The organism is Raoultella sp. T31, assembly GCF_002806725.1.
GTDB lineage: Bacteria > Pseudomonadota > Gammaproteobacteria > Enterobacterales > Enterobacteriaceae > Klebsiella > Klebsiella electrica.
Map to the genome: position 1 here is coordinate 23,801 of NZ_PIBO01000006.1, position 23,732 is coordinate 47,532.

Annotated in this window: 17 protein-coding genes and 3 pseudogenes; 4 read left to right on the forward strand and 16 right to left on the reverse strand. The window is 50.1% G+C overall.

Features of this window, described 5'->3' with window-relative positions:
- Positions 1 to 298: 298 nt before the first annotated feature.
- Complete coding sequence (gene maeB / locus CWM52_RS05935; protein WP_100683243.1) at positions 299 to 2,578, reverse strand: NADP-dependent oxaloacetate-decarboxylating malate dehydrogenase; 2,280 nt, start codon at positions 2,576 to 2,578, stop codon at positions 299 to 301.
- 288 nt (positions 2,579 to 2,866) lie between these two features.
- On the opposite strand from maeB, the gene tkt reads away from it, so the two are divergent.
- Positions 2,867 to 4,861, forward strand: a complete 1,995-nt coding sequence (gene tkt / locus CWM52_RS05940) for a transketolase (RefSeq protein ID WP_100683244.1) — start codon at positions 2,867 to 2,869, stop codon at positions 4,859 to 4,861.
- On the opposite strand, the gene CWM52_RS05945 is transcribed toward tkt, so the two are convergent.
- The 3 genes from CWM52_RS05945 to aegA form a co-directional block, all read right to left on the reverse strand.
- On the reverse strand, positions 4,830 to 5,897 hold the full coding sequence (locus CWM52_RS05945; RefSeq protein ID WP_100683246.1) for a DUF1176 domain-containing protein: 1,068 nt from the start codon (positions 5,895 to 5,897) through the stop codon (positions 4,830 to 4,832). The two genes, tkt and CWM52_RS05945, sit on opposite strands and share 32 nt — an antisense overlap.
- Before the next feature lie 66 nt (positions 5,898 to 5,963).
- Complete coding sequence (nudK, locus tag CWM52_RS05950; protein WP_100683247.1) at positions 5,964 to 6,560, reverse strand: GDP-mannose pyrophosphatase NudK; 597 nt, start codon at positions 6,558 to 6,560, stop codon at positions 5,964 to 5,966.
- A gap of 57 nt (positions 6,561 to 6,617) precedes the next feature.
- Positions 6,618 to 8,600 carry a formate-dependent uric acid utilization protein AegA gene (aegA, locus tag CWM52_RS05955; RefSeq protein WP_100683249.1) on the reverse strand — a complete coding sequence of 661 codons (1,983 nt, stop codon included), beginning with the start codon at positions 8,598 to 8,600 and terminating at the stop codon, positions 6,618 to 6,620.
- Positions 8,601 to 8,976: 376 nt separating this feature from the next.
- Between aegA and acrD the strand changes: the two genes are divergently transcribed.
- A complete protein-coding gene (gene acrD, locus CWM52_RS05960) occupies positions 8,977 to 12,090 on the forward strand; it encodes a multidrug efflux RND transporter permease AcrD (RefSeq protein WP_100683250.1) in 3,114 nt (1,037 codons plus the stop codon).
- A gap of 137 nt (positions 12,091 to 12,227) precedes the next feature.
- Here acrD and ypfM read toward each other — a convergent pair whose 3' ends face one another.
- The 3 genes from ypfM to CWM52_RS05975 form a co-directional block, all read right to left on the reverse strand.
- Positions 12,228 to 12,287, reverse strand: coding sequence for a protein YpfM (gene ypfM, locus CWM52_RS05965; RefSeq protein ID WP_100683384.1), 60 nt, complete (start codon positions 12,285 to 12,287; stop codon positions 12,228 to 12,230).
- A 617-nt stretch (positions 12,288 to 12,904) separates the two neighbouring features.
- On the reverse strand, positions 12,905 to 13,480 hold the full coding sequence (locus CWM52_RS05970) for a recombinase family protein (RefSeq protein WP_100683385.1): 576 nt from the start codon (positions 13,478 to 13,480) through the stop codon (positions 12,905 to 12,907).
- A gap of 178 nt (positions 13,481 to 13,658) precedes the next feature.
- Positions 13,659 to 14,534 carry a hypothetical protein gene (locus CWM52_RS05975; protein ID WP_100683252.1) on the reverse strand — a complete coding sequence of 292 codons (876 nt, stop codon included), beginning with the start codon at positions 14,532 to 14,534 and terminating at the stop codon, positions 13,659 to 13,661.
- 598 nt (positions 14,535 to 15,132) lie between these two features.
- Here CWM52_RS05975 and CWM52_RS05980 point away from each other — a divergent pair.
- Positions 15,133 to 15,951, forward strand: coding sequence for a chaperonin (locus CWM52_RS05980; RefSeq protein ID WP_100683254.1), 819 nt, complete (start codon positions 15,133 to 15,135; stop codon positions 15,949 to 15,951).
- An 80-nt stretch (positions 15,952 to 16,031) separates the two neighbouring features.
- On the opposite strand, the gene CWM52_RS05985 is transcribed toward CWM52_RS05980, so the two are convergent.
- The 9 genes and pseudogenes from CWM52_RS05985 to CWM52_RS06025 all read right to left on the reverse strand — a co-directional run.
- Complete coding sequence (locus tag CWM52_RS05985; protein ID WP_100683256.1) at positions 16,032 to 16,811, reverse strand: SMODS domain-containing nucleotidyltransferase; 780 nt, start codon at positions 16,809 to 16,811, stop codon at positions 16,032 to 16,034.
- Positions 16,808 to 17,317 carry an SLATT domain-containing protein gene (locus CWM52_RS05990; RefSeq protein WP_100683257.1) on the reverse strand — a complete coding sequence of 170 codons (510 nt, stop codon included), beginning with the start codon at positions 17,315 to 17,317 and terminating at the stop codon, positions 16,808 to 16,810. The genes CWM52_RS05985 and CWM52_RS05990 overlap by 4 nt, the downstream gene beginning before the upstream one ends.
- A gap of 67 nt (positions 17,318 to 17,384) precedes the next feature.
- Positions 17,385 to 17,852: a DUF6392 family protein gene (locus tag CWM52_RS05995; protein ID WP_100683259.1), complete on the reverse strand. Its 468-nt coding sequence runs from the start codon at positions 17,850 to 17,852 to the stop codon at positions 17,385 to 17,387.
- Entirely contained in the window at positions 17,852 to 19,531 is a 1,680-nt protein-coding gene (locus tag CWM52_RS06000) for an S-type pyocin domain-containing protein (RefSeq protein ID WP_100683260.1), read from the reverse strand. The genes CWM52_RS05995 and CWM52_RS06000 overlap by 1 nt, the downstream gene beginning before the upstream one ends.
- Positions 19,532 to 19,548: 17 nt before the next feature.
- Positions 19,549 to 20,247, reverse strand: a complete 699-nt coding sequence (locus CWM52_RS06005) for a hypothetical protein (RefSeq protein WP_100683262.1) — start codon at positions 20,245 to 20,247, stop codon at positions 19,549 to 19,551.
- 168 nt (positions 20,248 to 20,415) lie between these two features.
- Positions 20,416 to 20,772 carry a hypothetical protein gene (locus CWM52_RS06010; RefSeq protein WP_100683264.1) on the reverse strand — a complete coding sequence of 119 codons (357 nt, stop codon included), beginning with the start codon at positions 20,770 to 20,772 and terminating at the stop codon, positions 20,416 to 20,418.
- 11 nt (positions 20,773 to 20,783) lie between these two features.
- Positions 20,784 to 21,284, reverse strand: a pseudogene (locus CWM52_RS27070) (hypothetical protein); the annotation flags it as partial.
- Positions 21,285 to 21,321: 37 nt separating this feature from the next.
- Positions 21,322 to 22,831 (reverse strand): annotated as a pseudogene (locus CWM52_RS06020) (IS3 family transposase).
- A 47-nt stretch (positions 22,832 to 22,878) separates the two neighbouring features.
- Positions 22,879 to 23,325 (reverse strand): annotated as a pseudogene (locus tag CWM52_RS06025) (recombinase family protein); the annotation flags it as partial.
- A gap of 49 nt (positions 23,326 to 23,374) precedes the next feature.
- Between CWM52_RS06025 and CWM52_RS06030 the strand changes: the two are divergent.
- Positions 23,375 to 23,731: an ArsC family reductase gene (locus CWM52_RS06030; RefSeq protein ID WP_100683267.1), complete on the forward strand. Its 357-nt coding sequence runs from the start codon at positions 23,375 to 23,377 to the stop codon at positions 23,729 to 23,731.
- Position 23,732 lies beyond the last annotated feature (1 nt).

Consider the following 23,732-nt stretch of genomic DNA (forward strand, 5'->3'; position numbering starts at 1 on the left):
GCCCGCGCTATCCTGCTGCTGGCACGCACTATCCTGTAGGTCGGGTTAGCGTAGCGCCACCCGACAAATCTCCTACAACGGCTGAGTCTGCGCCTCGACCACCGCCAGGTTTAATGCCGGGCGGCGCTTCCGCTTGCCCGGCCTACATTATCCCGCAGAGCGGGCTTACCCGGGTCACGTTATCCCGCAAAACGGGCTTGCCCGGCTCACGTTATCCTGCTGCCCGGCCCGCACTATACTGTTGCCCGGCCCTCACGCTCCTGTAGGTCGGGTTAGCGTAGCGCCACCCGACAAACCCTTACAGCGGCTGAGTCTGAGCCTCGACTACCGCCAGCGCGACCATATTGACGATGCGGCGCACGGAAGCGATCGGCGTCAGAATATGTACCGGCTTCGCCACTCCCATCAGCACCGGTCCGACGGTCACCCCTTCCGAACTGGAGACGCGCAGCAGGTTATAGCTAATGCGCGCGGCCTCCATATTCGGCATCACCAGAATGTTGGCCGAGCCTTTCAGCGGGCTGTCCGGCATCCGCTCATGGCGAATACTTTCTACCAGCGCCGCATCGCCGTGCATTTCACCATCGATCATCAGATCCGGCGCCAGCGCTTTTACGCGCTCCAGCGCTTCGCGCATTTTACTGGCTGACGGGCAGTCAGAAGAGCCGAAGTTGGAGTGCGACAGCAGCGCCACGCGCGGCTCAATACCAAAACGACGCACGCTTTCCGCCGCCATCAGCGTGATTTCCGCCAGCTGCTCCGGCGTTGGATCGTTATTGACGTAGGTATCGGCGATAAAGGTGTTGCCGCTTGGCAGCAGCAGCGCATTCATGGCCCCTGCGGTACTAACGCCGTCACGGTAGCCGAACAGCGGTTGAATGACCCCATAATGCTCATGGTAGTCGCCGATGGTACCGCAGATCATGGCATCCGCCTCGCCACGGTGCACCATGATTGCACCAATGACCGTCGTATTGGCAATCACCGCTCTCTGCGCCTGTTCCTGAGTCACGCCCCGGCGTTTCATGAGCTGGTAATACTCGCCCCAGTACTCTTTAAAGCGCGGATCGGATTCATTATTGACGATCTCAAAATCCACGCCGGCTTTGATCTGCAGCCCCAGCTTCTGGAGGCGCATTTCAATCACGCTCGGACGGCCGATCAGAATCGGTTTTGCCAGCCCCAACGACACCAGCTCCTGGGTTGCGTGCAGAACGCGCGTCTCTTCGCCTTCCGCCAGCACCACGCGCTTAGGTTCTTTGCGCGCCTGCGAGAAAATCGGCTTCATGAACAGGTTGGTTTTGTAGACAAACTCACTGAGCTTCTCAATATAGGCGTCAAAGTCGGCAATCGGACGCGTGGCTACGCCGGAGTCCATCGCCGCTTTGGCGACCGCCGGGGCGATCTTGACGATCAGCCGCGGATCGAACGGTTTCGGAATGATATATTCCGCGCCAAAACTCAGATCCTGATCGCCGTAGGCCGAGGCGACCACTTCGCTCTGTTCGGCATGCGCCAGTTCAGCTATTGCGTGGACCGCCGCCAGCTTCATCTCTTCGTTAATCGCCGTGGCGCCAACGTCCAGCGCGCCGCGGAAAATGAACGGGAAGCACAGCACATTGTTGACCTGGTTCGGGTAGTCAGAGCGCCCGGTGCAGATGATGGCATCTTCGCGGACCTGCTTCGCCAGCGGCGGCAGAATCTCCGGTTCCGGGTTAGCCAGCGCGAGGATCAGCGGCGCGCGGGCCATTTTTTTCACCATCTCCGGCGTCAGCACTTTCGGGCCTGAACAGCCGAGGAAGATATCCGCCCCGTCAATCACATCGTCCAGTGTGCGTTTGCCGTCATCCTCTACCGCATAGGCCGCCTTGGTCTCTGCCATGTGAGGCTCACGGTCTTTGTAGATAACGCCCTTCGAGTCGCAGACCACGATATTGTGTTTCTGCATCCCCAGCGCCACCAGCAGATTCATGCAGGCAATCGCCGCCGCCCCCGCACCGGATACCACCATCCGGACGTCGGAGAGATTTTTCTCCACCACTCGCAGGCCGTTAATAATTGCGGCGGTGCTGATAATGGCTGTACCGTGCTGATCGTCATGGAACACCGGAATGTTCATGCGCTCACGCAGCTTTTGCTCAATATAGAAACACTCTGGCGCCTTGATATCTTCGAGGTTGATGCCGCCGAAAGTGGGCTCCAGCGCCGCCACAACATTGATAAACTTATCCGGGTCCAGCTCATCGACTTCGATATCGAACACATCAATACCGGCGAATTTTTTAAACAAAACGCCCTTGCCTTCCATCACCGGCTTACCGGCTAGCGCACCGATATTCCCCAGCCCCAGCACCGCGGTACCGTTGGAGACAACGGCTACCAGGTTGCCACGGGCGGTATATTTGTAGGCGGCCAGCGGATCTTTCTCGATTTCCAGACAAGGTGCCGCCACGCCTGGCGAGTAGGCCAGCGCCAGATCGCGCTGGGTGGCCAGAGGCTTGGTAGGGACAACCTGAATTTTCCCGGGGACGGGAAACTCATGGAAATCGAGGGCGCTTTGTTTCAACTGCTCATCCATTTTATTGTTCCTTTCACGTATCGGTCGTAGGGGGTGTGCGTAATGACTATCCTGGTGCCCACCCTAAGGTGGCGCATAGTATCTCGCCTGACGGCTTTTCAAACTTTGAACACCGCCAAACTCTCGCCATCGCAATGGTATATTTGTTATCGATTTATAATATTTATGTAACCTGATTGCGAAAGCAACAAGAGTCCCGTCTGCTATGCTTTTTAGTTATCCACCCCATCAACGCCTCGACCGACAAGCAACAAAAACTCATGCAACATCTTGTTTCAGGAGTCCATTATGTCCCGAAGAGAACTTGCCAACGCCATTCGCGCCCTGAGCATGGACGCCGTACAGAAAGCCAACTCCGGCCACCCCGGCGCCCCAATGGGGATGGCGGATATCGCCGAAGTCCTGTGGAATGATTTCCTTAAACACAATCCCGTGAATCCGCACTGGTACGACCGTGACCGCTTTGTACTCTCTAACGGTCATGCGTCGATGCTGCTGTATAGCCTGCTGCATCTGACCGGCTACGATCTGCCGCTAGCCGAATTGAAAAACTTTCGCCAGCTCCATTCGAAAACGCCCGGCCACCCGGAGCACGGATATACCCCCGGCGTCGAGACCACCACCGGCCCGCTTGGCCAGGGGCTGGCTAACGCCGTCGGCATGGCGATTGCCGAACGCACCCTGGCGGCGCAGTTTAACCGTCCCGGCCATGACATTGTCGATCACTATACCTGGGTGTTTATGGGCGATGGCTGTCTGATGGAGGGGATTTCCCACGAAGCCAGCTCGCTGGCGGGGACGCTGGGGCTCGGCAAGCTGATCGGTTTCTACGACCATAACGGCATCTCAATCGATGGTAAAACCGACGGCTGGTTCACCGACGATACCGCCGCGCGCTTTCGGGCCTATCACTGGCACGTGATTGGCGATATTGACGGCCACGACCCGCAGGCAATGAAACAGGCGATTCTCGAGGCGCAAAGCGTCACGGATAAACCTTCGCTGATCATCTGCCGCACCGTGATCGGCTTTGGTTCACCGAATAAAGCCGGTTCGGAAGAGTCCCACGGCGCAGCGCTGGGGGAAAAAGAGGTCGCCTTGACCCGCGAGAAGCTGGGCTGGAACTATCCGCCGTTCGAGATCCCCAAAGAGATTTATCAGCAATGGGACGCCCGGCCGCGCGGCGAGCAGGCAGAACAGAGGTGGAATCAGCGGTTCGCCGCTTATCAGCAGCAGTATCCTGACCTGGCGGCGGAACTGAAACGCAGAATGGACGGCGCGCTGCCGGAGAACTGGGGCGATGCGGTGCACGATTACATCGCGCAACTGCAGGCCGAACCGGCGAAAATTGCCAGCCGTAAAGCGTCGCAAAATGCCCTGAACGCCTATGGCCCGCTTCTGCCGGAGCTGCTGGGCGGCTCGGCGGATCTGGCGCCGAGCAACCTCACCATCTGGTCCGGTTCAACATCCATTAAAGAGGACGTCGCGGGCAACTATATTCATTATGGCGTGCGCGAGTTCGGCATGACGGCGATCGGCAACGGCATTGCCCTGCACGGCGGTTTTATCCCCTATACGTCCACCTTCCTGATGTTTGTCGAATATGCGCGTAACGCGGCGCGCATGGCGGCGCTGATGAAGGCCAGACAGATAATGGTCTATACCCATGACTCGATTGGGCTAGGGGAAGATGGCCCCACTCATCAGGCGGTCGAACAGCTGGCCAGTCTGCGGCTGACGCCGAACTTCAGTACCTGGCGCCCCTGCGATCAAGTCGAAACGGCGGTCGCGTGGCAGGCGGCGATTGAACGACAAACCGGTCCCACCGCGCTGATTCTGTCGCGGCAAAATCTGGCGCAAATGGCGCGGACGCCGCAACAGGTGCAGGACATTGCCCGCGGCGGCTACGTGCTGAAAGACGCGGGGGGTAAACCGGATTTAATCCTGATAGCCACCGGTTCCGAAGTGGAGATAACCGTGCTGGCGGCGGAAAAACTGCTCGCCAAAGGGGTTAACGTGCGGGTTGTCTCTCTGCCCTCAACCGATGTTTTCGATGCGCAAGATGAGGCATATCGGGAGTCGGTTCTTCCGGCTAACGTCAGCGCCAGAATTGCCGTTGAGGCCGGTATCGCCGACTACTGGTATAAATATGTCGGGCTGAAGGGCGCCATCGTGGGCATGAGAAGCTACGGTGAATCGGCGCCGGCGGATAAACTCTTCCCGTTCTTTGGCTTCACCGCCGAGCATATCGTCAGTCTTGCGGATGAAATATGTAACGGGTAACCCATAGCGTGGGCCAGGCATCTGGCCCCTGCCAGTTATCGCACTGCGGCTGCTGCGCATAGCGAACCAGGCTAAACCGCTGGCCATCATAGCGCCAGCGGGTCTGAACCCCGCAATCGCCGGGGCCGCGCCCTTTATCCAGCGTCACCAGCTCATGACGTCGCTCATCAATACTGGCATTAATCAGTTCAATATCACGCTCCGCATTGCCCGGCGGCTGGAAGGGCAGCGTCAGACGGACCGGACAGGCCACATACGGCTGCTGGCGCGACACCAGCCAGGCCAGCCAGATGGTGTTGTACGCCCCGGCTTCGCAGCTGACCATCAGTAATACCTTCTCATCCGTCAACGCGGTGAGGCGAATCTCGCGGCGGAGAGGGTCCAGCGAACAGGCGCTGTTGTTCATCCGCTCGTTGCCGTAATCCATCAGGTCATTAAGCTCCTCCCGACTGAGCGGTGATGGCGAAAAGTCGACTTTGCCAACCGCCCGCAGCGCAGGTGCCGGCGGCACGCTAAGCGGCGGCCCTTCGCCCTTCCCCACCCAGGCGGTTTCGCTGCCGACACGCTTTTGATGGCTATCGATGAACAGCAACGCGGCCTTCAGCCCTTGCAGAGAAACACTTTGCAGACCGTTAACCAGGGTTATCGCCCGCCCTTCCTGCACCTGCTGGAGAAAAGCATCGATCGTCACGCTATCCCCGGTGTTGATCAGCTTATCCGCAACCTGCCAGTGTTTATCGGTCAACGCCAGCGGTTTACCGTCAAGCAGAAGACGAGGCGCGATCGGCGCCAGAGCGGCAACCGGATTACCGATACCGCCCAGCTCAATGCGCAGGCTGGCATCGGTAACGGCGCCGGCGCTGCGGCTGAGGGTCATCACCAGCCCATGATGCAGACCAACGTTGCGGGCGACGCAGAAATTCTGATTATTGCAGGTGACCAGCCAGTCACCGAATAGCCGTTGCACCGGCGCCGCCCACGCTCGCGACGTCGGTAGCAAACCGCAAAACAGAAAAAAAAGAACCCGATAAAGCATGCGCGGCACAACCCCAGAGAAGAACGCTCAGAACAGCGGTCATCTTCACCAACGGCAGCACGTTACTCAATCAGATTTATCAGATAACCCCGCCATCAGTCCCGATGTTTGCAGGTATTGCAGCAGGATCACCGCCTTTCCATCGCGTATCTCGCCGTTGGCAACCATCTGCAACGCCTGGTTGAAAGGCAGCTCCAGCACATCGATATCTTCATCTTCAACGCCGCCGCCGCGCGTTTTACGCTGCGCATCGCTGTACTCGGCGATAAAGAAGTGAACAATTTCGGTCACCCCGCCGGGAGACATATACAGCTCGAACAGCTTATGCGCATCGCCCACTTCGTATCCGGTCTCTTCGATGGCCTCTTTGCGGATACAGGCTTCGGGCTCGTCGTTATCCAACAACCCGGCGCAGGTTTCAATCAGCATCCCGTCCTCGTTACCGTTGACCCAGGTGGCGACACGAAACTGACGGACCAGCACGACGGTTTGCTTACGGCGGTTATACAACAGCACCGTAGCGCCGTTGCCGCGATCGTACACCTCGCGCTTATGACGGACCACGCTGCCGTCGCTACGCGTCAGCTCGTAGGTCATATTGCGCAAAATAAAGTAGTTTTCAGAGAGGAGTTTATCTTTGATAACGTTGATGTTGAGTGACATACGGCCCCGCAGCGTGGAATGACGCTGTCATACTACGCTGCGCAGCCGGGTTTGTCGTTAGTGAAGCAGCGCCGATTTTACGCCGAGATAATCCATAATCCCCTGCGCAGCATGACGACCTTCGGCCATCGCCGTCACCACCAGATCGGCGCCGCGCACGGCATCTCCGCCGGCAAAAATTTTGTCGTGCGTGGTCTGATAGCGGTAGCGGCTCTCGACGCTGGCCTTAATCCGCCCCCGGCTATCGAGCTGTACGCCGACGGACTCCAGCCACGGCATCCCGTGGGGATGGAATCCAAAAGCCATGATCACCGCATCGGCCGGCATCACGAACTCGCTGCCCGGCAGCGGCGATGGGCTGCGACGCCCCTGCGCATCCGGTTCGCCCAGCTGGGTGCGCAGAAACCGTACGCCGTTGACCCGGCCGTCGCTATCCCGCTCCAGCGTCACCGGCTGAACGTTAAATTCGAACTCCGCCCCCTCTTCACGCGCGTTTTTCACCTCTTTTTTCGACCCCGGCATATTGGCCTCATCGCGACGATAGGCGCAGGTCACCTTTTTCGCCCCGTGACGTAGCGCGGTGCGCACGCAATCCATCGCCGTATCGCCGCCCCCCAGCACCACGACATTCAGTCCGCGGGTATTGATGTATGGCTCTTCCGGTTTCTCGCTCAGCCCCATAACCTGCTTAGTATTGGCAATCAGGAACGGCAGCGCGTCATAAACGCCTGGGGCCTCTTCATTCGGCAGCCCCGCTTTCATGGAACGATAGGTTCCGGCGCCGATAAATACCGCGTCGTACTCGGCCAGCAAGGTGGTTAACGCCACGTCCTTGCCCACTTCACACTCCAGTTCAAAGCGGATACCCATTTCAGTAAAAATCTCCCGGCGCCGGGCCAGCAGCGACTTTTCCAGCTTGAAGGCCGGAATGCCGAAAGTCAGCAACCCGCCAATTTCCGGATGACGGTCAAAGACCACCGGCTGCACGCCGTTTCGGATCAACCGGTCAGCGCAGGCCAGCCCCGCAGGCCCGGCGCCGATAATGGCGACTTTTTTTCCGCTGTCGACAACCCGGGAGAGATCCGGCCGCCAGCCTTGCGCCAGCGCCTGGTCGGAGATATAGCGCTCGATGTTGCCGATGGTCACCGCGCCATGTTCATCACGCAGCGTACAGGCCCCTTCACACAGGCGATCCTGCGGGCAAACGCGGCCGGTTATCTCCGGCAGGCAGTTGGTCTGATGGGACAGCGTCACGGCGGCGTCGATATCCCCCGCTTGTACCCGTTCAATCCACTGGGGAATATGGTTATGCAGCGGACAGGTCCATTCGCAGATACTGTGTTCACCGCACTGCAGGCAGCGCGCCGAGGCCTGCTGCGCCTGTCCGGCGTTAAAGGGCTGAACTATCTCGGCAAAATCCCTCTTACGGACCGCTGCGGCCCGTTTATCCGCCTCGTTGCGCGATGGCGTTGCCGCCATCTGGCTGACTTTGGTGACAGCTTCCGCTAATGGCATATCGACTGGATGCGCATGCCACGGCTGCGCATCCAGCCGCGCCGTACTCAGGCGCCGCTGTCTGGCCATCGTGGAAAGGGTCGCTTCCGTCGCCAGCTGCAGCGCCTGCGCCGGACAGTGTTGCACGCAGGATGGCCCGCCTTCACGGCCGCTGCACAGATCGCATTTATGCGCGCTGGCTTTCACTTTCCCCGGCTCCGCCGGTAACAGCACGATCGTCATGACGCCAAACGGACAGGCCACCATGCAGGATTTACAGCCGATGCACTTTTCCTCGTCAACCTGCACGCTGTCATTTATCTGGTGAATGGCATCATTCGGGCAACTGCGGGCGCAGGGGGCGCTTTCACAATGGCGACATGTTATTGCGTTACGTTTTTGCTCGTGCTTCATCACGGTTATGCGCGGTAAGAAGCGCTGCGGGGTCAGGACGTGCTGTTCGCCGTTGTGCGCCATCACGCAGGCCACTTCGCAGGCTTTGCAGCCGATGCATTTGCGACTATCGCTGATAATAAAGTGGTTCATGGTATCCTTCGGTCTTCGGTTAATAACCCCTCAATTCGCATGACTATTTATTACCCGACAAAACGGGGCAGGAACAATGTTCATTTGCCCGGAATATTATTTTTCTCGCGATAACCCGTTTTGGATCAAATTCTTTGACTTAAATGAAATTGCGTTTTATTTAACGAAGCAAGCAGAAAAAGTCTGACCATGACAAGCAGACTCGGGGTATGTTGGGGTTTTGCGCAGAGAGTCGGAAAGTTATTTACAGTGTCGCTAAAGCCACACGATAAATTACACTATCTCCTTAATTTCTCCACGTTTGTCGGTGGAGTTGCCTATAGAGTGTCACAGACTGTGCGGTAATAAAAATGTACACAATGAGGTCTCAATTCTGATGGCGAATTTTTTTATCGATCGCCCCATTTTCGCGTGGGTTCTGGCGATCCTGCTCTGTCTGACCGGCACGCTCGCAATCTTGTCACTTCCCGTTGAGCAGTATCCCGATCTTGCGCCACCTAATGTGCGCATTACCGCCAATTATCCGGGGGCCTCCGCGCAAACGCTGGAAAATACCGTCACCCAGGTTATCGAACAAAACATGACCGGCCTCGATAACCTGATGTATATGTCTTCCCAGAGCAGCTCTTCGGGTCAGGCGACGATTACGCTGACCTTTACCGCCGGAACGGACCCCAACGAAGCCATGCAGCAGGTACAAAACCAGCTGCAATCGGCAATGAAAAAACTGCCCCAGGATGTGCAAAATCAGGGGGTGACGGTACGTAAAACCGGTGATACCAACATTCTGACTATCGCGTTCGTCTCGACTGACGGCAGCATGGATAAGCAGGATATCGCCGACTATGTGGCCAGTAATGTTCAGGAGCCGCTCAGCCGCGTTAACGGGGTTGGCGACATTACGGCCTACGGCTCGCAATACTCAATGCGCATCTGGCTGGATCCGGCCAAACTCACCAGCGTACAGATGACGGCAAAAGATGTCACCGACGCCATCAAATCGCAGAACGCACAGATTGCGGTCGGCCAGCTTGGCGGTACGCCGTCGGTTAATAATCAGTCGCTCAATGCCACCATTAACGCCCAGTCGCTGCTGCAAACGCCGCAGCAGTTCCGCGATATTACGCTGCGGGTTAATCCGGACGGTTCGCTGGTGACGCTCGGCGATGTGGCGAAAGTCGAACTGGGCGCGGAAAGCTACGATTACCTCAGCCGCTACAACCGCAACCCGGCCTCCGGCCTGGGCGTGCAACTGGCCTCCGGGGCAAACGAAATGCAGACCGCGGAGCTGGTGCTCAATCGTCTGAATGAGCTGTCGCAGTATTTTCCGCACGGCCTTGAATATAAAATTGCCTACGAAACCACCTCCTTCGTCAAGGCCTCTATCCATGACGTGGTGAAAACGTTGCTGGAAGCTATCGCGCTGGTTTTCCTGGTGATGTACCTGTTCCTGCAAAATATCCGCGCAACGCTCATCCCAACTATTGCCGTACCGGTGGTTCTGATGGGGACCTTCGCCATCCTGTTTGCCTGCGGCTACAGTATCAATACCCTGACGATGTTCGCGATGGTGCTGGCGATAGGCCTGCTGGTGGATGACGCTATCGTGGTCGTCGAGAACGTTGAGCGCATCATGAGCGAAGAGGGTCTTTCGCCGCGTGAAGCGACACGAAAATCCATGGGCCAGATTCAGGGGGCGCTGGTCGGGATCGCCATGGTGCTGTCGGCGGTCTTTATCCCGATGGCCTTCTTCGGCGGCACAACCGGCGCCATTTATCGCCAGTTTTCTATTACCATCGTCTCGGCGATGGTGCTGTCGGTACTCGTGGCCATGATCCTCACCCCGGCACTGTGCGCCACCTTGCTAAAACCGATGAAGAAGGGCGAGGAGCACGGGAAAAAAGGCTTCTTTGGCTGGTTTAACCGTATGTTCAACCGCAACGCCAGCCGCTACGAAACCGCGGTGGGCAAAATTCTTCACCGTTCGCTGCGCTGGATAGCGATCTACGCGCTGCTGTTGGGCGGGATGGTCTTTATGTTCTTACGCCTCCCGACTTCGTTCCTGCCTCAGGAAGACCGCGGCATGTTTCTGACCTCCGTGCAATTGCCGAGCGGCGCAACGCAACAGCAGACCTTAAAAGTCGTGCAAAAAGTTGAGGACTATTTCTTTAGCCACGAACAGGCCAACGTTGCTTCGATTTTCGCTACCGTAGGTTCTGGTCCGGGAGGCAACGGTCAGAACGTCGCGCGCATGTTTATCCGCCTGAAAGACTGGGATGAACGCGATGCGAAAACCGGCACCTCGTTTGCGATCATTGAACGCGCGACAAAAGCCTTTAACAACATTAACGAGGCGCGCGTCTTCGCCACTAACCCACCGGCAATCAGCGGGCTGGGCAGTTCCGCCGGTTTTGATATGGAACTTGAAGACCACGCCGGCAACGGGCACGCGGCACTCATGGCAGCCCGCGACACGCTGCTCGATCTGGCGGCGAAAGATGAGCGGCTGACCCGGGTGCGCCATAACGGCCTTGACGACAGCCCGCAGCTGCAGATTGATATCGATCAGCGAAAAGCCCAGGCGCTGGGCGTTGCCATTGATGATATCAACAACACCTTGCAGACCGCCTGGGGCTCAAGCTACGTAAACGATTTTATGGACCGCGGTCGGGTAAAGAAAGTCTACGTGCAGTCCGCCGCCCCTTACCGCATGCTGCCTGACGATATTAATCAGTGGTACGTGCGCAATAGCAGCGGCACGATGGTGCCCTTCTCGGCATTTGCCACCTCGCGCTGGCAAACCGGTTCCCCGCGCCTGGAACGCTATAACGGCTACTCGGCGGTGGAAATCATCGGTGAAGCGGCTCCGGGCATCAGTACCGGTACCGCGATGGCTATCATGGAAGATCTGACCAGACAGTTGCCCAACGGCTTTGGGCTCGACTGGACGGCCATGTCCTACCAGGAACGGCTGTCCGGCGCGCAGGCCCCGGCGCTGTACGCCATTTCGCTGCTGGTGGTGTTCTTGTGTCTGGCAGCGCTGTACGAGAGCTGGTCTATCCCCTTCTCGGTCATGCTGGTGGTGCCGCTGGGCGTTATCGGCGCCCTGCTGGCTACCTGGATGCGCGGCCTTGAAAACGACGTGTATTTCCAGGTTGGTCTGCTGACGGTCATCGGCCTGTCGGCGAAAAACGCCATTTTGATCGTCGAGTTTGCGAATGAGCTCAACGAGAAAGGGGAAGATTTACTCGCCGCCACGCTGTCGGCCTGTCGCCAGCGTCTGCGTCCGATCCTGATGACGTCGCTGGCCTTTATTTTTGGGGTCCTGCCGATGGCGACCAGCACCGGCGCCGGTTCTGGTAGTCAGCATGCCGTCGGCACCGGGGTGATGGGCGGGATGATTTCCGCCACCATTCTGGCTATTTTCTTCGTTCCGCTATTCTTCGTACTAGTACGTCGACGCTTTCCGCAAAAAGAGCGCCCGCAATAACCTGGCCGGGCCCTGAGCGCCCCGTTGCTTGCCCGCGAAATAACAAAAAGGCGACCATAATAGTCGCCTTTTTTATCTGCTTACAACCGCCAGGCTATTATTTTAGCCGTTCTGTTGCTCTGCTCTCATTGAGGATTTTATCTACGCAGCATACCTTCAATAAAATCTTTCCAGTTCCCTAGTTCATGTTCAATCATAATAGCCTCTCTTATTATTATGGGTAATTTTATGCAAATCGGTTTGGGAAAGGAAGCACGTTAAAGTTATCGCTGCAATTGCTGATAACCTCTTCTACGCTATCATCTCTCGGATTTGCTGCTACTATGAGCCTGAAAATGTAATTTTAATGTGATGCATAGCAACATTTCGCAACATTAGGCCTGTTTTCAGAAAAATTCTACTACCGATATTCTGCTCCTTTCCCCCGTCTGCAGGTAATTTACCGATTATCGTTAACCGTCTGGTTAATATTCGTGCAATGCCTATATCGAGGGTAAAAAGGGATATTTATTCACGCGATTGACGTATTATTTTATACCTCCTTGTGCATTCGGAAATTTCTGAGTTAAGCGCTTAAATCAACGAAAAAGAAAAGGTTTCATTATGCTGACGATGTACGGAATCAAAATACCATAAAACTTACACAAACTTTTCCAGATTAAAGAATTTACTTCTACAATCAATGTATTACTGGAATTACTTCATCGGTGAGTAGAGCGAGATTAGTGCTTCATTTTAATATAACTCTTAGATATCAAAAGGATACATTATTGATGATTTGCCATGTATCCTGTCCCTGTCCCCTTACGCTATATCAGTCTGCAATACTGCCAGTACTGGCAAGCATCTCTTTCTTCACGCGAAACACAGTGGCCCTCCCGCAATCGCACAATTTTGCGATCTCATCTGGTGTGTTCTTCCCTACTTGAAGCATCTCAATGATTTTACTGTGCAATTCTTTGTTCTTTTGCTTGCCCTTGTACTTCTTAGCTTCTTTAGCAAGGGCAATTCCTTCGTTGCGGCGTGATGCGATCATCCCTCGCTCGAATTCCGCGACTGCTCCCATCATGGTTAAGATCAAACGAGATTGTGGGGTGTTATCAAAACTCATTGAATTAGCGAGGAACTGAACAGTGATCCCACGTCCTACGAGGCTGTCAATCATTTCCAGTAAATCGCGGGTATTACGTGCAAGGTGGTCGATTGAATGAGTAATGAGGGTATCACCTTCGCGGAGGTGTGAAAGCAGGTTCAACAATTCAGGTCTTTCGCTGGTGGACTTTCCTGATTCCTTCTCTGTAATAACTTTGTCGCAAACAGGTTCCAGTACTGCCAACTGACGATCAAGACTCTGATCCTTCGTTGAGACTCTCGCATAACCAAAAATCATTTCCCTGCCCTCACTACCGATGAGTATCATTTGAATTGATTGAATGATACAGTATCATTTAAATGTATTCAACATCTAAATGATACTAAACGAGACGCTAAAGCGGAGTATCACAAGGGAGTACCCAAAATAGATCTGCAGCAAATTACACAAAATTAAAATGTTACACTGAGTTTACTTAATCCAAAAAATCTTCAAATACTGTTAAACCAAAACCTTTGTTTATAGAAAATCCGCCAAGAAGACCGATCTCTTCGTAAGAGAAACCGAGAAATGGAAAGTAACCATCTTTTGATAAAACTGGGATGTACATAGTTAAAGATTTTAAATGCGATGCTGTACATATTTGTAAGTGCCCACCAATTGTTGTTGACAGTTCATTTTTGATTATCTGCTGGAGTGCAATTATTGGACCTCTTCCTGTCTGGTATCGAGTTGATAGACATAATTCATTTTTTATTTTTATCATATCTAAAACCTCATTCTTTTTATCTCCTAAAATAACATAAGGAGACTGTTTTAAGTTTTTCTCATCAACTATGATATTATCTGGGTGATTAGGAGTATTTCTGATTACGAATGTTTTGTATGCTTTGTTTTTTTTACAATAACCAAAAAGTACAATTTCACATTTTGCATTTACGGGATGATAATACCCCATGCTCATTATATATTTTTTAGCAATTCTTCCAGTAAGAAATGCTATATCTTCAATACTGGGCATTCGTTCATCTATTGATAGTTCTACTTCTTCACTATCACGAACATGTGATATTTCCGAAAGATTATCTAAGCACATTGTTAAAATATCTTTTACGGCTGTCCCAATTAAAGTACTTCCGGCAAAGCCGTATCCGATATTCAACAAGTTAGTGGGGTTTTGCTTGAATATACTGTCGCCAACATCATACAAGTTGACAGGTAAAGGAAATAATTTAGGTAACGCGTCAGTAATTGGTTCTGCACCACTACACACAAGTGAATCTGAAACAGCCCAAATTCCAGGGAAAAACTCATCTTCATCAGTATTCAACCAACATATAATCGATGTCATTAAAATCAACCTCAAGCATATTAATAAAGCTATTATACATTATCAGAATAAAATCACCCAGTGCTACATTTTCTAATTTATTCTAATATATCCATGAACAAAATTTTTATTGTGCCGCCCCTATACTGCAACAATAGATTCGATATAAGTAAGTAACATTACATAACCTACAATACTTAGCAGTTTATATTCATAAAACTGAATGCGTGGCATAACATTATATACGGAAGTGAGTACAAATGAATCTGTATCCAAAAGAGATTTCTGATCATTCGTTTTTTAGTTAATATAGGCTTAGTGAAAAGTTCGGTACTGGGATCTGAGTAAATGACATTTGGTCGGCGGCGTTGAACCTGATCAGACGAACGAGATTTTAAATCGTGCAGAAAAATACTGACTGTACTTTTTCCTGAGTAAAAGATTACTTAAGGTTTTTTGTCAAAAATCGGGATGCCTGGGACTTGATTATTTTTTGCACTAAAGGCGGGTACCTTAGCCACATGATTAAACGCGAAGGCTGTAAAGTAGACTAAGATAGAAATGCATAGGTTACCCATTTACGATAAAATCAGTCAAGATTGCTATTCCGAGGTTTCTTATGGGTAAAATTTCCGAACGTTTGAGACATGCAAGAATTAGTGAGGGGCATTGCGTCATTTGCGGTTCATATGGTCTATTGAGTAAGGATCATGTGCCACCTCGTTGTGCAACGACTATTCAACCAATGTTTCAAAAAACAGTGTCTGAACATTATTCCTCTGATGAAATAAAACCAATAAATGCTCATGCCGGAGCGACATTTAAAACCATATGCAAGAATTGTAATGGCAACATACTTGGGAGTTTGGATCATGAGATCAAGGTTCCCATCGAGAACTTCATAAATCTAATTAGGCAATATTTAGCTGGTGTTCATTTTTACGGAAATGTTATCTCTACGCCTTTCAATGCAGTACCTTTTTTGCGTGCAATGGTGGGTCATCTGCTCGCGGCAACATCCGTAGAAGTATGCAAAAATGATCTTATTGATAGTGAATATTACACGCCATTAAGAAAATTTGTTTTAGGAGAAAATAATAAAATAGAAGACACTCATGATTTTTATTATTGGTTTTATCCTAACAGGACACAGATAACTGCTCAGCAAACTTCTTTTTTTAACGATGGTCATCTATGTCATTGCAGCTGCATGCACTTCTTTCCCATAGCTTTTTTAATTACATTTAAAGATGAAGGGACATATCCTGCTCATGCATCAAAATTAAAAACTGATGACAAAAAATTATATTTTAATATGACTCAAGGAAATTTGGATTATGTAGCATTTCCCTTCACACCATTGAAAGGGAATCAAATGATGCTGATGACAGATACTTTCACTTCAGCAAGTTACCCTCAAAATAAGCACTTTCTATAGAAAATTAGTACTAATAATATTCAATCTAAGAAATTATAAAGCACAAGGGAAATGCTTGTGCTTTATATAAAATTTCAAGATTAAATTTCAGGCAAAATATTTTTTATTTCTGATTCAGCAGAATAAGGCCATCCACCACTTTCATATGCCTTAGCTGATGATACTGTATTCTTTAATTTATTCACAGCATTTTGCTTCCACTGAGGGGACCAATAGGAACAATGGAGTTGCTCAACAGCATAATAAAAATAGTCTTTGATGTTATAACAAAAAAGAAAATTAATACCTACTATTTTTTGCTCAAGATCATATGACTCAAAAACATAATCTGCATTTGCATTCCAGTACTTTAGTATTCGTATTAATGGCTTGATCAAAGAATAATTACTTCTATTTTTATCTGTTAGCTTACTATTAAAATCATTAGGGTCAGTACTTATCCATGTTTCAAAGTTATTTGCTGGTGCCGGAATTTGATATCCGTAAAACACATTATATACAGCCGGAACCAATTCAAACGTAATATGGTTGAGATTTAGCCTTATTGTTGGATGGCTTTGTTTTCGTTCAGAAGCAGAATAATAACGTTCAACGAAATACTTCAGCCGATTTAGATATGTTTGAGGCTGATACCCTGTGTTATTAAACACAACCATATAATCCACATCAGATTGCGGATCGTATTTTCTTGGCAGCATTGTATATCTGGTGTTAGAACCAAATGTGAAATGATTTATCACATCTGAACTATCAAAATAATATCCAAGTCTATTTTTAAGTGTACTGATAGATGTTGTAATAGTACTATCTTTCAAAATAGCATTCTTCGCAATAGAATCTAAATATGACTGAACGCTCATTCCTTTTCCTTGTCGATAGAATATTGAGTAAAACCATTATTGACATCAGACTGTGTTTTTTCATAAGCCCATCTTGGTATAGTCGGCGAACTTATGTTTAGCTGATTTCTGCGATCAGAAAAGACCTTTATTTTGTCTTTTAGCTCTTTATCTGGGAAATTAATTTCAATTAATTCAATCTCTCGAAAAAGACGTACATCGTTTTTAAGATTATTATACTCTCCTGCTGCAGACTTATGATGCCCTGCTCGTTTGCTTGGATTTAAAGCGGTATTTATAGCAGTTAAACATGTAAGTAAAAATGATATTACTATTGTAATGGTAGTCATATCCTTCAGAGCACTCAAACCTGCTATAGCAGACAAAATAGCTATAGGTATCCCAATGAATAAATTGCATTTTTCCCAAGGGGAAGATGCATTATAATGAGATTTAGAAGAATAAAGAGCATCTTCCTCAATGCGTAAGCATTCTTCTTTTATTTTTTCAATAAGTTGATTGCTCATATCATACCCTATATCCCAATTTATTCAGAAGAAGCAACAGTCCCTAAAAGAAACTGCTGCATAGTGACTACCAGCGAAGTTCTGATGTAGGCAAGAAAGTAACTGCAACAACCATATCTGCCATGTCATAGCGGATTTGCATTGTGATTGGGATATGGAAATCTTCAACAGTAAACCGCTCAATCCTTCCGATTTCCTGCTTCATAATTACTCTCGGCGGGATGCTATTTTCTGGTTCACCAAAGTTTTCATGAACCCACTGGCGAGACATGCTTTTCTTAAGTGGCATTGGTAATTCGTTAGGGAATGTCCAATCACTCAAAGTATCATGTTGTATGCTTAATGTAATTTCTTTAAGCAAACGACCATCACGTTTGAACGCTAAAAAGACGCCCTCTTTCGCCATATCAAGACTAATTGTTGGTGAACCTGATGCTCCTTTGGGATCGCTTTTATAGGTTATCAATCCAGAATCAATCAAATCTTTATAAGATTTACCTAAACTACGGATCAATGCTTCAACATTTACTGTCATTAGTACAATCCTTGCTCTGTATTCAGCTTGTGCATTTTAGCTCTGGCGGATTCAAGTTGTTCTTCAGTAGCCCCATACTCTTTAAGAGTCGGTTTTATTGCATCAAAATTCCGATCCAGGGCACTCCTCAAATTCTTCGCATCTCTTGCAATTTGGTCTGGTTTGTTACGCCCACCGTAAGTTTGACTGATTTTCTGGTGAACTTCTTTTGGCACAACAATCGCAGCTACCTGACCTGCCATTTTCCTGATCAGTTTTTGATCAAGCCCAGGGTACTCATCCATTAAGAATTGTTCAACTGCGGCTCTTGACGGCATATGATCAGCCTCATACTTGCCCTGTCGTGAACGCCCTGTGAAATCCTTGTACAATTCAACTTCCAGTAGCTCTACTGGGGGCTTGCTGAGGTAGATGTAGATCGGCGGGTTTATGTTCCCCGGAAACACCAGAATGTAATCCCGAAAATCCTTTTCTTCCGGTACTGGCGTTGTGGTGATAGTTACGCCCTGAATATCAGGATGTTCAAGCCCCGGAATCGTTACAGTACCCGCCTGTGGGCTGTTATTGCCTGTATTCCAGCTAACTTGCGATCCCGGCGTACTCGCTGGTGTCCACGTGATCAGTGGTTTATCGCTTAGCTCGTCGCCCCAAAATTCATAGCTACCATCCCTTTGTTTTTCCAGTATACGAACACGAACCTGATCATGCCCGCTTTCAGTACTGGTATGATAACCAACGGCTTTTAACCGCCCGGTTTCATCGTCAGTTATCCAGTTATAGCGTACTCGGGTTGGTACGGTTCCTTTGCTGTGTGCGACTTCCAGTAATTTTTCAGGCGTAAGCAGATCGCTCTTTTCACCCTTGAGTTTTGACTGAACAATCGCCCCCATAACAACAAACGGTAAATTCATCGCAAGCGAGCCGCTCCAGACTTCCGGGCCTGAAAGGTGCTTCATGGTATGCGTAAGGGCTTTGGCTGCGTCCTGATTCGCTTTTGCTGTAGCCACTCCTGCCGCTGCTGCCATTCCGGCTTCGGCTGAACCGCCCATAACAACCGGAGGTGGGGGAAGTGGCATTGCTTCCGCTTCACCAAAGAAGAAGCCAGTTACTTTATCGAACAGTGATTTTTTCTTCGGTGGCTCTGGCGGTGGTGGTGAAGTTTTTTTCTTCTTCGCGGCTTGTGCGTGCTGTTCTGGCTCAGGGACTGCCTGCGATGGAGCAGACTGATAGAAACTCATCTCGCTAATGTTAGCTTGTGGCTCGTCTGCCGTTCCTGCATCAGTATTGCCAGTACCACGAAGTATTGATTTAGCGAATACCGGAACGGCTGATACAGCAGCATTACTACCCGTAAACGATGATGAAGGGGCGATATTTGCTGATGTAGCAAATGCTTTCCTTTCTGGTGAAGAATGTCCCGTATAACCAGATATTGCTATGACATAGTTATCTTTACAATTACAAAGGACTTGATCGCCGTCACCGACTAAAAAATCACTATCGGTATACCCTGAATAAGTTGCATTGATTTCAAAGGAAGCCTTACATACATCACACCATGCCTTATCACCATTGACCACGAGGGGGTCACGGCCATCAGTAATCGTTGACGATGCACTAACAATATGACCTTTTGTTGTTTTGTTACCTAATTTGGCAATCTGCCTTTGTCTTCCCATAACAAAATCCCTTTAATTTAGTGTACTTTTGAGGACGCAACACCTTCAGGTGACGAAACAACCCATTCACCCCGAAAATAAGTCATGACACTTACATGAGTATTGGCAGTCAATAGCGGTTTATCGGTCACATTGGCCTGTGATATTGCTTTTCTTGCCATCTCTTCAATACTATTTTTCGACATTTCATTCAGGTGCTGAATGTTCTGACAGTAAGCGTTAAAATGTACTTTCCAGTATTCGTCTACAGACTCAAAGAAATCTTCTGAAAAATTTAAAATCGCGGGATTGGTGTTTTGATCGATAACGTCACTAATGGGGAATCCAACAGGGAAGTACACAGTACGGTATATCCCGGTGGTTTTGATCAAACGTCTGAAATCATCCCCGGTAAAGCCAAAAATAATCATAACCCAGTACTTTGATTGTTTGGCCTTTCTTTCAAGCATCATCTGAGTGACGTTGAAATCGGTAAACGGATAGACAGCCCAAACGTCACCATCCCGTTGATTCATGACCAGGCTATTGATAGTCGCATCAAGTCTGGATGTGTAGAGGGCGAGGCCATCCGGTACGTCACCATGCCCTCCGACCCATTGCGGCTCGAGCCACGGTGTACCGTTAGCCATTTCAGAAACGCGAGCCACGCCCCACAAAGGGAGCATTGAATAGTACTGGTTTTCACCGGGGGAGCAAAAATAGAGTTCCTGTTCCATAACATCCTGTACTTACGCTATTTTTTGAGCTGTTATTGTCACATGACTGGTAAGGTTATGTACAGTCTTTGTACAGTACAATGAGTGCTACAGAGGATTCAAAAAATTAAAAAAGCACAGCATTACCATTAAAAAAGGCCGCTTTCGCGACCTTGTTTAGCACCATGCTCATTGAGAACGATCAAGTACCATGTATGTTGGTTGGCACATGCTGCCTCGCTCCTGTAGCCAGTAATAATCCAAATCGGCTACACGCACATTCAGTCCTGAATCTACGCGATTGATCTGTAATTTTAACCCTACAGTTTCCTTGTACGATAAACCAGATTTAACGACGTACTTGTACTTAACGCCGCTTTCTTCCTCAAAAGATTTGAGATAAGGGGTACTCTGCTTCTGGATTTCTTTCAGACAAATAACTTCCCCATCAATTACGAACGGCTTTTCAGTTTTCCCGTCTGGTACTGCCGCTATTGACGAAACAGAAACACAAAATAACATAGCTGCGATAGAAGCCTTTTTCATTTCAATATTCCTTATTGAAGGTCAGTACTTAATACTTCACCAGTGTCAGCATTGAACGTACAGGAGTACGCTATATTTTTAAAAGCCCCAAAGCCGTTTTGAGCCTGTGCTCTGTGCCCGTAAAGAGTGACTAATTTCCTGCTTTTGTCGTACCAGCTATATGACGAGAATTTTGGTTCAGTAATTCCATCAGTCCATTTAAACTGGTATTGAGCAGACTTTTCAACAGCAACCTTACAAATATAATCCCCGCCCTCATGTTTCGAGGCATAGCAATAAGCATCATCAAAACATTTAGCTTCTTCTTCCTTCGCTTTCCGTTCTTTTTCTGCGGCAAGTACAGCATCCTGAGCCGCCTTATCTGCTGCTTTAATGCGTTGTTCCTCGGCAAATTTGGCGTAATCAGCAACATTCGAAATATTATTTTCACGGGCAACAGAAAACTCTTTCCCGTCTTTAAAACCAAGTTTTTGTGCTCTGGCCTCATCGCTTGAGGGGCGGGCAGCACTTGCCCGGTAAGTGTCAAGATAGTTGGCACCCCCGGTTGATTTAGGCTGCCTGTTTTTCCCGCTCGGGATTCAGCATCACCTTGCCTGTCGGTTGCCAGTTCCGTGTCCTGCCTGACCAGCGTTCAGGCCGTTGCGCTTTTGCCATCTGGTACACTTCATCCCGCTTCTTCAGCACCCTGCCATCTTCACCTCTGTGCCGTTGGCCTGGCGTCACATATCTGATGCCGCTATGTCGATGCGTTTCGTTATACCAATGGGTAAAATTCTCTACCCATTCACGCGCATCATCTAACTTGTCGAACCCCGATGACGGCCACTGCGGCACATATTTCAGCGTCCTGAACAGCGATTCCACATACGCGTTATCGTTACTGACCCCTGTCCTGCTGTGAGACGGCGTTATTGCCAACTCATGAAGCTTCATTTGCAACGTCTGCGACTTCATCGCCGCTCCATTGTCCGCATGCAGCACTGGCGGACATGGCCAGCATCCTTCCCGACGTACCGTGCGTCGTATCAGGGCTGCTGCCTGCTCACCACTTTCTGTTTCATGTACTTCATATCCCACTATTTTCGGCTGGAGAGGTCTTCCACCAGATACAGGTAGAACCAGCGACCCTTTACGGTTGACGGAACCCATGTGATGTCCCATGTCCACACCTGATTCGGCCCACTGGCTTGCCAGCTCCTTGCCGGGGTGACTTTCTGTGCCGCTCGTTGTCGTCCCCGGCGATGCGCCTCTCCATGCCGACGCAGCACTCGACAGAAGGTTGACTCACTCGCCAGATATATTCCTTTATCAGCCAGCTCCGGGACGATTTGTGACGGTGGCAGACTGGCATACGCGGGTTGATGGCACACCGCCAGTCTCTGTTGCTCTTCTTGCGCACTTAACCGGTTCGCCGGAGATGACCTGACTGCGCCAGTGCGTTTGTCTTCTGTCGAGGTTTGCCAGCGTCGCCACGTTCGCTCACTTAACCCGGCTTCAGTGAGCGACACCGACAACCGGGCTCCTGACACCATCGCTTCGCGCACATAACCTGTCAGGACCTGTCGCTCTGTACCGGATGTCAGTCGTCCTCGTCGGTTTCCCCGTAGTAGTGCAACTGCTTTCGCAGTACCAGTATCGCTGCCGCCTCCGCCAGCGCTTTTTCCTTACGTATCAGTTCGCGTTTTAGTTGCTTGTTTTCTTTTTGTATCGGCTTAAGCGCGACTTTGTCATTGGGCGAAGATACCTGCAAAAACCCTTGTTTCCACTGACTAATCTGCTCAGGATAAAGCCCTTTCTTACGGCAGTATTGCGCAAGTTCTGCTTCACTGAGTGTGGCCGTTTCGATAATCACAGCCAGCCGGACATCAGCTGACCATTGGTCGGTAGTTTTGTTTGCGCCTGGCACCGGTATTCCCTCTGCTTTCGCCTTATTACGCCAGTAATAGAGGGTAGCTTCCGATATCCCTTCCCTCTGTGCAACGGCGGTGACGGTCATGTTGTAGGGCGGTAGTAATTTAGCCAGTGCGGCTGATTTACGTTCTGGTGAAATACGCTTCACTGTTTGTTCCCATCTTGTCATTCGTGTTTTCGATGGGGGGGTGACAACTATCCTGACAGAGGGGGTTCCGACTTAATCTTAGATTCTTCATAAGCACGTTCGGCCACCATCATCGCAAAACTTAGTGAATTAGGGTACCTACGCCCAATTGGTAGATTTTTACTCACATCAATCAGTTCAATCTGTGACCGATCTAACTCAGACAGATACTGAACACATTTAAACGGATTTTCACGAGAAAATCTGTCTAAGGACTCCACAAGAAGTACGGACCCCTTTTCAATCAGTCCTTCTCTGACCTGAGCAAAAAACCTTCCCAAACCAGCGGTATCGTGCAAATGTTCTGCTTTAAACGCGGACAAACCTTTATCAATAATCAACTCATACTCTGGATCGAAATCCTGTGCTTCGGCATTATCATTGAAGTACTTGATCAGCATCGATTCTTGCCGATCTAAACCATCACCCTGAACTTGTCGTTCTGAACTGACACGTAGATATAGGTATCACTTATTCATGACTACTAATCCATCTCAAAAAAGTTTGTGTACTCTTTATGGTATCAAAAACTGCGACACCATTAAAAAGGCCCGCCGCTGGCTGGAGGCGAATCAGATGGCCTATCAATTCCATGATTATCGTGCCGATGGTCTGGATCGCGAGCTGTTAAACACCTTTATCGCCGAACTGGGCTGGGAAGCCCTGCTCAACACCCGCGGCACAACCTGGCGCAAACTGGATGAAACAGTGCGTGCCGGTATCAATAACGCCGATGCTGCCGCCGGGTTGATGCTGGAAATGCCGGCAATTATCAAACGCCCATTGCTCTGCGCGCCCGGGCAGCCTATGCTGCTGGGTTTCAGTGAACTCACTTATAAGAAGCTTGTTAACGAGGTATAGT

What these genes read in the sequence shown, in the direction of transcription:
- maeB (WP_100683243.1), bottom strand. Translation starts at nt 2,578, where the DNA reads ATGGATGAGCAGTTGAAACAAAGCGCCCTCGATTTCCATGAGTTTCCC.
- tkt (WP_100683244.1), top strand. Translation starts at nt 2,867, where the DNA reads ATGTCCCGAAGAGAACTTGCCAACGCCATTCGCGCCCTGAGCATGGAC.
- CWM52_RS05945 (WP_100683246.1), bottom strand. Translation starts at nt 5,897, where the DNA reads ATGCTTTATCGGGTTCTTTTTTTTCTGTTTTGCGGTTTGCTACCGACG.
- nudK (WP_100683247.1), bottom strand. Translation starts at nt 6,560, where the DNA reads ATGTCACTCAACATCAACGTTATCAAAGATAAACTCCTCTCTGAAAAC.
- aegA (WP_100683249.1), bottom strand. Translation starts at nt 8,600, where the DNA reads ATGAACCACTTTATTATCAGCGATAGTCGCAAATGCATCGGCTGCAAA.
- acrD (WP_100683250.1), top strand. Translation starts at nt 8,977, where the DNA reads ATGGCGAATTTTTTTATCGATCGCCCCATTTTCGCGTGGGTTCTGGCG.
- CWM52_RS05970 (WP_100683385.1), bottom strand. Translation starts at nt 13,480, where the DNA reads ATGATTTTTGGTTATGCGAGAGTCTCAACGAAGGATCAGAGTCTTGAT.
- CWM52_RS05975 (WP_100683252.1), bottom strand. Translation starts at nt 14,534, where the DNA reads ATGACATCGATTATATGTTGGTTGAATACTGATGAAGATGAGTTTTTC.
- CWM52_RS05980 (WP_100683254.1), top strand. Translation starts at nt 15,133, where the DNA reads ATGGGTAAAATTTCCGAACGTTTGAGACATGCAAGAATTAGTGAGGGG.
- CWM52_RS05985 (WP_100683256.1), bottom strand. Translation starts at nt 16,811, where the DNA reads ATGAGCGTTCAGTCATATTTAGATTCTATTGCGAAGAATGCTATTTTG.
- CWM52_RS05990 (WP_100683257.1), bottom strand. Translation starts at nt 17,317, where the DNA reads ATGAGCAATCAACTTATTGAAAAAATAAAAGAAGAATGCTTACGCATT.
- CWM52_RS05995 (WP_100683259.1), bottom strand. Translation starts at nt 17,852, where the DNA reads ATGACAGTAAATGTTGAAGCATTGATCCGTAGTTTAGGTAAATCTTAT.
- CWM52_RS06000 (WP_100683260.1), bottom strand. Translation starts at nt 19,531, where the DNA reads ATGGGAAGACAAAGGCAGATTGCCAAATTAGGTAACAAAACAACAAAA.
- CWM52_RS06005 (WP_100683262.1), bottom strand. Translation starts at nt 20,247, where the DNA reads ATGGAACAGGAACTCTATTTTTGCTCCCCCGGTGAAAACCAGTACTAT.
- CWM52_RS06010 (WP_100683264.1), bottom strand. Translation starts at nt 20,772, where the DNA reads ATGAAAAAGGCTTCTATCGCAGCTATGTTATTTTGTGTTTCTGTTTCG.